The organism is Pseudoalteromonas sp. S3431 (assembly GCF_000690035.1).
Lineage (GTDB): Bacteria > Pseudomonadota > Gammaproteobacteria > Enterobacterales > Alteromonadaceae > Pseudoalteromonas > Pseudoalteromonas fuliginea.
This window is the reverse complement of the sequence record NZ_JJNY01000008.1, coordinates 1-14,060: the sequence shown is the minus strand read 5'-3', so window position 1 is coordinate 14,060 and position 14,060 is coordinate 1. Positions and strand designations below refer to the sequence as shown.

11 protein-coding genes and 1 pseudogene are annotated in these 14,060 nt (G+C 36.5%); 4 read left to right on the top strand and 8 right to left on the bottom strand.

What is annotated here, in order from left to right; translation table 11 throughout:
- Positions 1-212 precede the first annotated feature (212 nt).
- Positions 213-1,169, top strand: a complete 957-nt coding sequence (locus tag DO88_RS15950; RefSeq protein ID WP_033038048.1) for a methylenetetrahydrofolate reductase — start codon at positions 213-215, stop codon at positions 1,167-1,169.
- A 318-nt stretch (positions 1,170-1,487) separates the two neighbouring features.
- Here the strand turns inward: DO88_RS15950 and DO88_RS15955 are convergent, their stop codons facing one another.
- The 4 genes from DO88_RS15955 to DO88_RS15970 all read right to left on the bottom strand — a co-directional run bounded on the left by DO88_RS15955 (position 1,488) and on the right by DO88_RS15970 (position 6,449).
- A complete protein-coding gene (locus DO88_RS15955; RefSeq protein ID WP_007377824.1) occupies positions 1,488-2,471 on the bottom strand; it encodes a sensor domain-containing diguanylate cyclase in 984 nt (327 codons plus the stop codon).
- 58 nt (positions 2,472-2,529) lie between these two features.
- Positions 2,530-3,777 (bottom strand): DEAD/DEAH box helicase, encoded by a 1,248-nt coding sequence (locus DO88_RS15960; protein ID WP_033038047.1) that lies wholly within the window; start codon positions 3,775-3,777, stop codon positions 2,530-2,532.
- A gap of 189 nt (positions 3,778-3,966) precedes the next feature.
- Positions 3,967-4,668 (bottom strand): DUF3581 domain-containing protein, encoded by a 702-nt coding sequence (locus tag DO88_RS15965; protein WP_033038045.1) that lies wholly within the window; start codon positions 4,666-4,668, stop codon positions 3,967-3,969.
- 350 nt (positions 4,669-5,018) lie between these two features.
- Positions 5,019-6,449, bottom strand: a complete 1,431-nt coding sequence (locus tag DO88_RS15970) for a serine hydrolase domain-containing protein (RefSeq protein ID WP_033038043.1) — start codon at positions 6,447-6,449, stop codon at positions 5,019-5,021.
- A 159-nt stretch (positions 6,450-6,608) separates the two neighbouring features.
- Here DO88_RS15970 and DO88_RS15975 point away from each other — a divergent pair, with 159 nt between their 5' ends.
- Together DO88_RS15975 and DO88_RS15980 are read left to right on the top strand one after the other, a co-directional pair.
- Positions 6,609-8,675, top strand: a complete 2,067-nt coding sequence (locus DO88_RS15975) for a winged helix-turn-helix domain-containing protein (RefSeq protein ID WP_033038041.1) — start codon at positions 6,609-6,611, stop codon at positions 8,673-8,675.
- A 212-nt stretch (positions 8,676-8,887) separates the two neighbouring features.
- A complete protein-coding gene (locus tag DO88_RS15980) occupies positions 8,888-10,708 on the top strand; it encodes a winged helix-turn-helix domain-containing protein (RefSeq protein WP_033038039.1) in 1,821 nt (606 codons plus the stop codon).
- 73 nt (positions 10,709-10,781) lie between these two features.
- Here DO88_RS15980 and DO88_RS19040 read toward each other — a convergent pair whose 3' ends face one another.
- The 4 genes and pseudogenes from DO88_RS19040 to DO88_RS19220 all read right to left on the bottom strand — a co-directional run.
- The gene (locus tag DO88_RS19040; protein WP_232224775.1) at positions 10,782-11,159 is read right to left on the bottom strand and encodes a carbohydrate-binding protein; all 378 of its coding nucleotides are present in this window, start codon (positions 11,157-11,159) and stop codon (positions 10,782-10,784) included.
- Positions 11,160-12,446, bottom strand: coding sequence for a formylglycine-generating enzyme family protein (locus DO88_RS0118160; RefSeq protein ID WP_232224774.1), 1,287 nt, complete (start codon positions 12,444-12,446; stop codon positions 11,160-11,162).
- A 437-nt stretch (positions 12,447-12,883) separates the two neighbouring features.
- Positions 12,884-13,573 (bottom strand): SLATT domain-containing protein, encoded by a 690-nt coding sequence (locus DO88_RS15985; protein ID WP_050482417.1) that lies wholly within the window; start codon positions 13,571-13,573, stop codon positions 12,884-12,886.
- 220 nt (positions 13,574-13,793) lie between these two features.
- Positions 13,794-13,927, bottom strand: a pseudogene (locus DO88_RS19220) (transposase); the annotation flags it as partial.
- Between DO88_RS19220 and DO88_RS19190 the strand changes: the two are divergent.
- A partial coding sequence (locus DO88_RS19190; RefSeq protein ID WP_332248950.1) for a group II intron maturase-specific domain-containing protein occupies positions 13,901-14,060 on the top strand: 160 nt, incomplete at its 3' end. The pseudogene DO88_RS19220 and the gene DO88_RS19190 overlap by 27 nt on opposite strands.

Below are 14,060 nucleotides of genomic sequence, written 5' to 3'. Positions count from 1 at the left end.
AACTCACCCTCGATTATGCCCCAAAGCCAATAAATATAAGACCCCCAAGGGGATTTATTATGTAAACAACTGTGTCAATTATAAATTATGGGAACAAGCCCTATGAATAAACATCATGTTAGTTGAAAAACTTTCATTAAATAAATCTATCTAGACGTCTAAATGGCTGCTATATTAAATCCATCAAAACAAACTTAGCTGGAATGAGGATTATGGCTTTATCACTAAAAGAGAAGATAGTGGACACCAATCAAGGTGTTTATCTTATTGGTACTACCCCGCCTAAAATTGGCACCGATAAAGCGCAATTAAAAACCATTGCAGAAAAGCTATTAGGTCGCTTACACGAAATTGAATACGACGGCGTGATAATTTACGACATTCAAGACGAAAGCAGCCGAACTAACCAAGACCGCCCATTTGCGTTTAAACAAACCGTTGATCCGCGTGAATACAGCCATTTACTTCGTAATTTATCTGCACAAGATGTGATTACTTATAAAAGTGTGGCGCAGCGTGGCGTAGGCGAATTTAAAGATTGGCTAAGTGAAACTAAAAACGACTACGATTTACGAAATGTTGTTTTAGTAGGTAGCCCATCATCGATAGGCGATATAAAGCTAAGCCTGCCAGATGCGTATAAAGCGATGGCTGAGCAATCAGATGATTTCTTTTTAGGTGGCGTTACGATTGCCGAGCGCCATTCAAGTAAACGAAATGAGCACGAACGATTAATAGAAAAAACAGCACAAGGTTGTCAGTTTTTTATATCGCAAGCTGTTTACGATGCACAAGCTACTATAGAGCTAATCACTAGCTACGCACGTACGTGTAAAGCACAGGGTATTACACCTCAACGTATTATATTAACGTTTACCCCGTGCGGCGGCGAAAAAACCTTAGAGTTTATGCAATGGTTGGGTATCTCAGTGCCAGAGGCAACTAAATGGCGCATGCTTGATGCAGACAATACATTAAGCGAATCCGTCCGTATTTGCCGCGAAAACCTCGACTTAATACTTAAAAGCTGTGCGCATTTAGATGTACCGCTGGGCTTAAATATTGAAAGCTTAACAAACCGTAAAGAAGAAATTGACGCGTCAATTAACTTATACCGTTTATTAAAAGCCATTATGGAATTAAACCTTGCGGAAAAGCTAATAGCTTAAAGGCTAGGTAAGAGCTAATTAACACCCTTCTTGGCAAGCCTCATGGCTTGCTTTTTTATGTCCGTTCTTTGAAAAATTAATTAATAAATACAAGTAAAGATTTGCAGCTTAAGCTATCAATGAAAGCTATTTTTGGTTATTACTCTCAAGCCTTTTTAAGGCAACCCCCATCGATGAGCACATAACACCAAAAATTATTCCCTCATTAGATATAAATCTAATGCTAGGGAACGTTTCAAATAAGCTTATTATTGCTAAGGAAAAAATAAAACCTATCGCAGAAAAAACTAGCCAAGTTTGTGTGGCATGAACCTCCTTTTATAATTGTGCTTTTTTAGCGAGCTTATACGCTTGTTTATTTTTATACATTGCCTGGTCTGCATCATTTAATAGTTTTTCAAATGACTGCCTTTGTTTGTCAGTAAAGCTATAACCAATACTGAGCGATAAATCGCAAACGTCTTCTTTGAGTAAGGCTTTTGAATACTCAGTCGAAATTTTATCCATAATGTAGCCAATCTTACTTTTATCGCTTACTTGCATTACCACAACAAACTCATCACCTCCGATACGCCCGACTATATCAGCATCTCTTAAATGGGTTTTTAGCGTATCTGCCAATATAATTAAGGCTTTGTCACCCACTTCATGACCAAAGGTGTCATTTAATTTTTTAAAGTCGTTTATATCAATAAATAAACAACATACATCAAAACCTAAGCGTAGCGCTAAATTAAGCTTTTGCTGAGCGAGTAAACTAAGTGCTCGGCGGTTATAGATATTAGTTAGCGCATCGAGCATGGCTATTTCGCGCATTTGTTCATAACTATAAATAAGCGCTAAGTCGTCTTCAATTAAATCGCGTAGTTGTTCTATAAGCTCAAAATATTCATTGGTATAAGTTGTTTTTTTAGTGTCTTTTAAGCATAGCGTGCCAAATACTTCGCCTTCTGGCCAATGGATTGGTAAACCTAAGTAGGATTCAACACCATCTTCAACAACCTCCGGTAGAGTGTTCCATGCATCATTATTACTTGCATTATTAACGTATAAGGTATTGTTATTCTCTGCTACGTACTTACAAAAAAGAGGTGTTTGGGGAGGAAGGATAGGATTGGTCTCAAAGTTAGAGCCACCTTCGTTATTTCTAATAACAACGCGATAGCCTTTGCTTGTTGCCTGAACTATATAACCTGACGGGGCCGAAAATAGCCCCGTGATAAGATCAATTGTTTTTTGCCATTTATGCAAAGATATTTGGCCATCAATACCAGAAAATGCCCACTTATCAATTTCAAACATTGCTTTACCTCAGCTACTTATTAGCTTCAGTATAGGCAAAAAAGCAAAGGAAAAGCTATTATTTACGACGCCTACTTGGCTCTCTTTTTCCTGTGATGCGTTTTTTATCGCGATCTTTTCGCGACTTGTTGGTGTTTTTACGATTATCTTTTGGCTTTTTATTAGGATCTGGCTCGTAACCTTCTAACCACTGCGGCGTTAAACGCGTATCGAGTAGTACTTCAATTTCTTCTAGCAGCCATTGCTCATCAAGACTTACCAGCGACATAGCAAGTCCTTGTTCACCAGCACGACCTGTGCGGCCAATACGGTGCACGTAATCCTCGGCAATGTAAGGTAGTTCAAAGTTAATTACGTATCTAAGTGTAGAAATATCTAAACCACGCGCAGCTACATCGGTTGCAACAAGTACGCGCGTAATACCTTCTTTAAAGTTTTGCAATGCACGGTCGCGTGCGCCTTGCGATTTGTCGCCATGGATTGATTCGGTTTTTAAACCGTCTTTACACATTTCTTTAGAAAGCTGATCAGCCATTTGTTTTGTGCGAGTAAAAATAAGCACTTGGCGCCAGTTTTTCATGCCAATCATGTGCGATACAAGTTCGCGCTTGCGGTCTTCATCTACAGCGTAAATAACTTGCTCTACTTCAACTGCGGCTGAGTTGCGCTTATCAACTTCAATTAGTTCTGGATTTTTAAGTAGTTTTTTACTGAGTTCAAACACGCTGTCATCAAACGTAGCAGAAAAAAGTAGAGTTTGGCGATCGCCTGGAATATGTCGCAATATACGTCTTATTTCATCAATAAAGCCCATATCAAGCATACGGTCTGCTTCATCAAATACGAGCGAATCTACACTTGAAAGTACCACACTGCCTTTAACTATATGATCAAGCAAACGCCCTGGTGTGGCCACGATAACTTGTGCTGTTTTAAGTGCTTTTATTTGAGGGCCAATACTTGCGCCACCATAGGCTAAAGCGCCATTGATATGAGTGCCTTGTGCGTACTTTTCAAAGCTGGCAAATACTTGCTGAGCAAGCTCTCGTGTTGGCGTTAAAATTACAATCCGGGCAAGGCCTTGCTCATCTTTTTTAGGGGTATTTAAAAGCTTGTGCAATAAAGGTAAAACAAAGGCGGCAGTTTTACCCGTACCTGTTTGCGCGCTGCCCATTACATCACTTCCGGCTAAAATAGGCGGAATAGTTTTAATCTGAATTGCGGTAGGTTGAGTGTAATTATTTTGCTCAATCGCTGTTAATAATAACGGGTCGAGATTAAGTGATGAGAACGTAGTGGCAGACATAGGCTTAGCTTTAAAATAACAAAGAGCGCTATTGTACGCATATTACTGTACTGCGTAAATTAACCAGTCCAGAAAAGTATTTAATCGTGATTGCTCACTTTCGCTTTAGCGCTAAAACAATAAAAAAACCCAATAAAAAAGGCGCTAAATAACAGCTGTATTTAGCGCCTTTTATAATTTGCTGTAGCTTTAAGCTGGCTTTAGTGTCGCTTTACGTTCGTTGTAAAACGCGATTAAATCGTCAACTGTTGCTTGGCAGTATTCGCGAATACCCGAAACCACCATGTGCTTTTCACCACTGCCCACTTTAACGCCGTTTTCTAACAGGTTAAAACGTAGTGTAATTTTTCCGCGCTTACCGGCATACTCAAAACTAGGCTCTGCAAACTCAAGTTCTGGTGCTGTTATATCAAGATTATCAAGATTGATAAGCATTGATTCGTAAATTACCATCGGACGAGCAGGGTTTATCATTACCTCTTGCTTGCCCATTAATGGGATAATTACATGCGGAAAGGTAGTACCAGAAAACTCAACATAATTTTTTATTAGACTATTAGTTAGTGCTGGGCATTGGCTGGTTTTACCGCTGCGCTTTACCTTTAAAATAACTTTTTCGCCATTGGTAACATCAAACTCATCGGCTCCCTCAGGGAAATGTAGTTTGGTGTTTTCATCAACCATACCGGCAAAAGTAAATTCCATTTGTTCACTAATACCGTAGCGGTCTAGTACCAATGAAAAAAGTAAGTCTCCTGGCGCGCAAAACTTTTTGGCATCTTTGTCATGAAGTGGATTGTAATCATCAGCAACGCATTTAGCGAAGCGACAACCTTGCTCACGAGAGATAGAAACATAATCAGCGTGCTGCTGAAAAAAAGGACTTAACATAGTGTGTTCACTGCTTAAACTGCTTATAACCTGTCCATACTACCAGAAAAAAAATACTGAGAGGTCGAATCTGTTAGATTAGTTACAACCAATGCTATATTCCACTTTTAAAGCACTGCGTTTAATAGATCACTTTTAGTGATTTTTTGCCTATTTGAATAAACACAAACTAGGCAAGTCGGGCTCAATTACTATTCAATCAATTTGATAATCGCCTTGCTACCAATCTGAGTCAATCGAGTAATGCCTAACGATTGTGCGAAAAATATAAAAGTAGGCACCTGCTAATATTTAAAAAGGGACTGGAGAAAAGACCAATCCCGTCAACTTATTTCCTTAGAACGTATTTATTACAAACGCTCTATCAACTGATCTACTTTTGCTACAATAGGCCATGCTGAAGATTGAAAGTTACCTAATACCACTAAAATGTAACCTTTGTCTTGATACATATTTAGTCTGGCAGTCATACCTAAATGAGCACCATTATGACCCACTATTTTGTTATTATCAGCGCCTCTCACTGAAAATCCATACCCCCAGTTTTCTGCACCAAGTTCGGGCTTAGAAGTAAGAGCTTCTTGGGAAAGTTTACGACTAATTAAAGTTCCATTTTGCATTGCTAAAGCGAACTTATGTAAATCGCCTACTGTCGAATACCCACCTCCAGCGGGACCCCCTTTAACTGATTGAAACATTAAGTTTTCAGTAATTTCTCCAGTTTCTACTGAAAACCAATAGTTACGCGCAGTGTTCTTTATAGGCACATCCAAATCAAAACTACCACTATGTTGCATATTAGCTTTCTGATAGATGTTTTTATCAATGTATTTAAAATAACTTTCCTTAGTAACAGATTCAATCACCTGACCAAGTAATAACATACCTGTATTACTATATCGCCATTGAGAGCCTGGTTTAAACGTTGTTTCAATGGAGCTGTATAAGTGTTGAATATCTTCAAGTGAACGTACTTTATGCTGTATTTCGTCAAACCCAGCTATATTACTAATACCTGATGTATGACTTAGTAAGTGGTGAATCTGGATTTTATCAAAGTCTCCCTTACCTAAAAGGGTTTTATCAATGAACTTAGTAATCGGATCATCAAGCAATACTTTTCCTGCTTCAACAAGTTGCAAAATAGCGACGCTAGTAAACATCTTATTCATCGAACCTATTTGAAATTTAGTATCTAAATTATTTTTAACGTCATAGCGTCGAGAGGCTAAGCCATGCGCTTTAGTAAATAAAACTTTGTTACCTTTGGCAAGCAGTATTGTTCCTGAAAAAATGCCATTTATAGCAAGTAGATTGCTATAATTTTTTACCTCATTAACTAATTGTGACTCAGTTAAAGAAATCATATCAAGGCTTTTGGGATTTTCTCCAACAAACCAGCCCGTAACGGCTTGTTCTTCGTTAAAATCGATAACTATTTCGTACTGCATGTCGGTATTTTTTGAATACACTTTACTAATGTGCTGTATGCGGTTATTGGAAGTATCAAGCTCCGTTGAAAGTAGGCTTAATGACCCATGAAAAAGTGCTACGTTCATCGAATAACCAACATAACGATCTTTTCCTGTATTATCCCAGCGAGAAAGTGCATCCGGCGAAAAGTTTTTTACAATAAAATCTTCGACCTGTTTTAAATCTTTGCTGTTTAAAACAGATATAAACTCATCAGCTAGCTTATTGTAGTTTAGCTTATCTGCTGCTAGCGCTTGATTGCAGATAATTGTTATTAAAAATAATAGTGTTACTAAATATCGCTTCATAATGTATTCCTTTTGTAATTTATTTATTAATATGGCGCTGACCTTTCGATTCCTTTTTAACTGTTGTTACCAAGAGAAAGCGATGAATTAGTAATTAAGAAAACGTTAAGAAAAGCTTAAGGGATATATATCTATTAATAACAGTGGGATGGGAAAGGTTTGAGCGTAAACGAACTACCAAATAAATTTTATATTGATGATTTTTTAATTAATATCAAAACCGGTGAGATTATATATAAAGAAAAATCTCAGGTAATTGAACCAAAAGTAATGGCGCTTTTGAAGGCGTTGGCACAAAACCCCAAAAAAGTTATTGCAGCTGAAACGCTTTTTGAAATTGTTTGGCCTCAGGCAATTTACAGTCCAAACTCAGTTCGTAGAAATATAGCCTTGTTAAGGCAAGCGTTATCTGATGACAACAAACGCATTATTAAAACACATCCTAAACGAGGCTACAGCCTAGACTCCGAAGTTAGCTTTCCAGAAAAAAAAGCAAAGGCATCATCAAGAAAAAGCCCCCTTATAAAGTATTTAAAATTATCTTTACTCCTCATTCCTGTTTTCATCCTAATTAGCGTATTTTTTAATTTATCAGATACAAGCAAACAGGTTTCTTTGTTAAACCTAAAACCAATAACTGCAAGCAATGAACAAGAGCGCTATATGCAAATCAGTCCTGATGGACGATTTATGGCGTATATTCAAAATTCCAATCAACCAAACAAGAGAAAAATATTAATTAAAGATCTAGTAACTGGCTCAAGTTGGCCCTTAAAGGATACTTTAAACGCATATACCTACCTTGCATGGGATTCTCACAAAAATGCCTTGGTGTATTCATGCCAAGGTGAGAAAGGTATTTCATTTAATCGCTTGCTACTCGACGCACAATTAAAAGTAGTAAGTGAAGAGCTACTTTTTTCGCGTAGCGATATAACTTGGAATAGTTTATTTTTTATAGATAAGCGCCAACAACTTTATTATTTGGCCAATCAAAACAGTTCTGAGCATAGCCGAAACGTTAGTTTATATCGGCATAATTTGGAGTCAGGACAAACTGAAAAACTACTTAAACCAAATGACTACTTTAAGCCTTATAAGCTTGCTTTGTCTCCGTCTCAAACACAATTAGCGTTAGTCGGTTTTAATAAACAAGCATTATCAGAAGTAAAGTTGTTAAACTTAGATAGTAATGATGTTGTCTCAATCAGACAAATAGATCATAACTGGTACTTCTTAACTTGGTTTGAAAACAGTGAATCTTTATTGCTTAGTAATGGCAGTGAATTAAAGCAACTCTCATTAAATGGTGACCTCACAACGCTTAACTACAAAAGTTATAACTTTTTAGTTTATCCGCAAATTATTAAAGATAAAGTGTACTTTATTGAAGCTAAATCAGATCAAGACATTTTACTGAGTAAATTAAAACAGCTTTCACCTCCCCAAAAAATAATAAACTCAAATACAATTGATAAAGCTGCAGCGCTTTCAGCAGATGAAAAACACATAGCCTATATATCAACAAAAAATGGCTATCCTCAGATTTTTGTCAAACATCTTGAGACAGGCAAAGAACGAATGTTATTCGAAAATTTAAAGCAAGAACTTGCTTTAACCAAACCAGTTTGGCACTGGTCAGGAAAGCGTATAGCGAGCAGTGTAAATAACAAACCGTTTATTATTGAGTTGGAGTCAAACCTATTCTCGATAAAATGGCTAAACGTGATTATTGGTGAGCCTATAGCTTGGTACAACAAATCTGACGCTATATTGTATGTTGATAAAAAAACTCACAATGATGAACTAGTAAAGTTTAATTTTACAACTGATGAAAGAACGACATTAAAAATAAAACGAGCACATGATACATTCTTTTTAAACCATAAAGACGAACTACTGAGCTTTGTAAAAGGTCAAGTTATACCTCATGATTCAGATAACACTTTACTCAAAAGTCCCTATTTATTTACTCAAATATATCCCGAAAAAAATGGTTTTTATTATCAATACACACAAAATGGCAAGCCATTAATAAACTATTATGATTACGAGTTAGGTGTACAAAATTTAAGTAGTAAAACCGAAGAGTTTTGTGCGAAATTTTGTGATCAAATAACCGCAGTAAGTGACAATATAACCTTACTCAAAAGCAAACATAAATCGGCAGACATTTTGGTTTTAGATATTACTTCAAAAAGCACAAAAGTGAGGGGGAGTTTATAGTTTCATAGCAACCAATCCTCAATCGGGGATTGTGTTGCCCTCGCCCACTGGACTCACAATTATTTGCGACAAGCATGGATTGCCCCCTTTAGCTGCACAGGATACAGGGCCATAGTATTTTTAATATATGATTAACAAACTTATACTCTTTATCAGCTAATAAGTTAAGATGAGTGAAATAAATAACCAAATGATCCATTTTTATAAAAACAATGCGTTATAAATTTAATAATTTTGAATTTGATAGTACAAGCTGTGTACTAAAAAAAAATGGTGATGACTTAGCCATTCGACACAATGAAGCCAAAGTACTAAAACTATTGCTAGAGCATTCGAATCAAGTCTTTAGCAAAGAAGATATTTTATCTCATGTCTGGCAAAATAAAGTTGTATCGGAACAAGCTGTTTTTCAAAGTATTAGCAATCTAAGGAGACTGTTGGGTAACCACGCAATTAAAACCTTTTCAAAACGAGGTTATCAGTGGCAACTCCAAATTGATTCTAAACATTCTGATATTGAGGCACACTGCAACATCAGTCAAAATAAACCACTGCAGCATGCAAATACTTTATCAAAACCAAAAAGCCGAAACCATTGGATAACCATTGCACTTACCGGTATTGCCCTTCTTGTATTTACTATCATTAATAACAGTACTGACCAACCTCAAACAGATGAGAGCTCAGTTATTAATATTTCTTATATAGCAATAAGCAATCAACGAGGGACGGAAACCTTTAAACTCAATGATACTGAACTCTTTAACTTTACCGAATTACCTCAGCTAAATACGGCACATTTTCAGGTTTCATCGGAGTTTGAATACCCGCTTTTAGCAAAAGAACACCCATTGATTTTATCTGGCACTATTCGCACACATCATAATTTGACATATATTGATTTTATATTAAAAGGCCCGTTTGCAGATTGGCAAGGGCAATTATCTGGAGTAAATCAACAAGCCGCTTTAAATCAGTTACAACAACATTTACAGCAGCCAGTTATTTTAAAATTACTTAATAAAGCCCAAACACTCGAACTCAAGCAAGCAAATTTATCCATTGCTCATCAGCAAGCACCACATGATCTCATTATTCTTGGTCATCTAGCTAATACTTATATAATGATGGGAGAACTTGATAAAGCGATGGTGATGGCAAATAAACTAGAAAAAATAGCTATTTCACAAAATAAGACACACCATGTAGGTAATGCTTTGCTCTTTCAAAGTGAGGTATTAATCCGTAAAGAGCTATTTGATTTAAGTAAATATAAGCTCAGTAATGCTATTAAGCAGTATCAAAGTATTAATGATTTACACAGACAAGCAGACGCGTGGTTTACGCAATCTTGGATAGACCATAACCAAGGCAATTACCAAGCAATTAAACAAAGCCTACTTAATTCAGTGCAATTAGCTTTTGATGCACAAGATAAACGACGAGAGCTAAGCGCCTTAACTTATCTATCTGTATTAGCCCATAAGCATCAGCAAGAGGATGATAAATACCTTTATTTACAACAAGCAGAAAATAAAATGAAGGATTATCAAATACCTAACTATCACTTTGCTATAGTACCGTATCACTATGCTATTTTTGCTAAAAGCCCACAAGATAAAGAGCCTCATTTAAAACAAGTACTAGAGCTTGCTAAATTAACACCTGATTTTTGGGCTGCACAAAGCAGTCGTCAGCAATTGATGGAATATTATATAAATCAAAATAATCTGGCAGAAGCACAAAATCTTATTAATGGTATTACTACGGATAATGCCAAGAACTCCTACTTAAAAACATTGTTAGCTCAAGCACTGAAAAATGATGATGCATTTACAACTCATGCACAGCGCACTTTTGAGCAAGCTGAGTTGGCGGGTGATCTTTATCTCAGCTTAGATATGGCGTTACTAATTTGTAGCTCCCAAAGTATGCAAGATAATTATGATTTTTATTCTCAATATATTGATAAAAAAGGGACTGACTACTGGCGACGTAATAATGAAAAAAAACTGTTAGCATTAAATTTATAATGTTATCCAAAACTGGATTTAAAATAGTAAGAGACAGCAATACCACGGCCTCTTATTTTATACTTTACAGAAACTAATTTGGGTTAAAGCTTACCCAATTTAATTTCCAGTTTTTATCAAGTGATTTTAGGGTCAGCTTATTTTCACCTTGTTTCAGATAAAAATAAGTGGATCCTCTTTGTGTTTGCCATTTTTTATAACCACCTGTACTCGTTATTTTTTCTACTGCTAATTCCTTACCATTGATTACAACTGCAAAACCTTTTGTATCTCTAGGAGCCGCTACACGGTAGCTAAGGTTATAATTTCCTGAGTGTGCAACTTCAAGCTGATAGTTTATTATCGCATTATCACTAATTCCCTCCCCTCCAGTTAAATTAAATTTACCATCAATATCAGAGGTTCTTCCTATGCTAGCGTTACTGAACTTAATGGCAGATTCTGCTTCCACTCAGCCAGGTGCATGCACCCATGATGTCGGCGTTTTTACGACATTACTGTAATCACCTTGTTGGTTATGCCTTACCGCAACAACAGTATATTCATATTGATGGTTATCTATATTGGCATCTTTAAATGTAGTTTCAATTATATTTGCAGCCAATAGTTTAAACACGCCGCCAGTAGCTGCATTTCTATAGATTCGATAACTTTCAATATCACTTTGGGAACTTTTATCCCACTTTAAGGTAATAATACCCGCTTCTTTATCTAGTTTTAAGTTTGTTACAGTGGCAGGGTAAGGTAAAACAGCATCACGCCTTAATTGTTCACTGCGTTGAGCTGTTTTGAGCGCTTTGATAAATTTTACAGTGTTGCTAGGTATAGCTGGAGCAGCTCCATCTAGTGCAATTCGAAACCCCTCTACCGCCCCTACAAAATCCTCACCCACAACGCCCCTCTGGCTTACGGGAAAAGTATTCCAATGCCAACTACCTCCTCGTGCTACCCTGTATTTACAATCATTATCTATCCAAGCCTGACCATTATTGTGCGCGTTTTTATAATTATCTTTATAACAATCAGTAATGAACTCAACCACATTACTAACGATATCGTGCAATCCAAAAGGATTAGGTTTGTACATTCCAACGATGCTTGCATAAGCCGCGTGATCAACACAGTTCGATTTGCCATTAAAAAAATTGACATAACTCGTACTCGAGTCCCGTTGTAAAATATTCTCACCGGTTAAGTCGGCGGTGTTTTCGTATTCACAAACTAAGGCTTGTTCAAGATCGTCACCAAAGTAATACTTACTAGTTGTACCAGCCCTCGCCGCATATTCCCACTCTGCTTCACTCGGTAAACGATAAGGACGGCCAGTTTTTTTTGCTAGCCACTGAGTATAAGCGTTGGCTGCGAGCCAACCAGTGCAATTTACTGGTTGAAAATCACTAGTATTGAGAGAGTTATTCTCCCATGAACCATTGGTTTCTCCATAATTAAACCAACCATTTAACTGATGAATGCACTTGGTTGGCATTTCATAATCAGTTTCTTCAACAAACTGCCGAAACTCTCTTACGGTTACTTCATATTTCCCTAAACTAAACTCAGTTAGTGTCACTTTATGAATAGGTTGAGCATCTTCGTCTTCGGTGTTACCCATTTGAAAACTACCAGCAGGGATAGTTACCATAATGGGCTCAATTAGCTCACTGGCATTTTGATTAGCATAAATTACAGCGCTATTTACTGATAAAAATAGGGGGATTATTAGTTTGTTTAGTTTCATTTACCTTTCCTTCTTAATGAAAGTACCATCATGAAAAAATAAGCAAAATAAATCTTATGAAAAACCTAAACACTTATAAAAATAGAAAAAATATAGATAAACAAACCCTAATCACAAAACAACCTGACACAAAAAAGCCGAGCTTATTTTACTAAGTTCGGCTTTTAATACCTTTAAAAACAGACTATTGAGCCGTTATTATTAAATATTATACGCTTGGGTATTCGCGGTATGCGCGCTCTATATTTTTAGCCTGCTTTTTAGAAATACCTAAATGAGTAAGTGCTACACGTAAACGAGTTAGAGTAGGTGTCTAGTTTAATTATTTTACGATGAATCAACTTACTTAACTGCATTGAAAAGTAAGGGATCACCGCTGTTAAAATTTGCGATGGAAAGTGAGCTTTAGCGCTTGCCGTCCACCTCAGGGCGTGTTGTTAGCCTTTTGGTAATAGCGGAACCAATATATCACTAAGAACAGATATGATTTTTAGCATATCTAAGATTATTAACGAAGCCATTAAAAACATAAAAACAGGGCCAATAAATGTAAACCACTTTCTCAGGTACGCATTAATAATGACAACTAACCTCTTAACTCCATTCAAATTATAAATAGTGGAAAGGTGCAAACGCGCAAAACAATAATCAACTCGAGCATGATTTTCTGAGTCGACTTCAATATCTAAATAACGGTTATGAAAGTCTTGATAACATGGTGATTTATTATTATTTAGATCAAAGCTTAGCTGTCTTTGTAATTCTTTAATTTTATCTCCACATTGATTTAACTTCTCAGCTCTCAAACTATACCGTGCTTTGGTGTTTATTACAGAAAACACTAAAACAGAAACAGCCAAAAAGACTTGAATTACATTCATCAAAACCGTAGGAAAAGAAAACTCTAATCCCGCAATCTGCATTAGAGGCATAAAAATTAGAAGCATAGATAATAAGGTTGTTGTATGGGATGCGACTTCTCCTAAGTGCTTTAGTCTTGCTGAAGCCAGGTATCTGCATTTAGCAGCCATCATAAAAGAGCGATTTAACTCTTCTATTGCCGTTAAATCCCTCTTTTTGTATCCATCTTCTCCCAAAAACCACTTAACCACACTTTTAAAATTCATCCTTGCTCCTTGAAAAAGGCTAACGAGCCTGTAGATTAACTCGTTTTTTATTTATTTTTATTGATGAATCAACCATAGCTGAGTTCCTATTTTGGTTCAATTGATTACTGTATTTTTCATAGAATATAAAAAGCTGGTTTGGTATTGTTTTAATTGGCGTTTTGGAAGGAATTACGGGTGTTTCAGTAGCTTTATTTTGGCTTAAAAGGGCTTCCCCTTTTTAATGCATCGTGTTTTGCAGCTTTTCTATATTATGAACAAGGCAATACAGTTGCCGCAGCGTAAACTAAGGGTATCCACTTTCGCTTGGCTCCGTAAGGTCAATTTATTCATGCCTTTATTTACTGTAATATTCCGCTAAAGAAATTTAAAGCAAATGTAAGAGAGCTCACTAACCGCAACTGGGGGATCTCAATGACCCTACAAATTCATAAACTCACGCAGTATTTACGTGGCTGGGGACACTATGGTAATCCCCCCGAAAAAT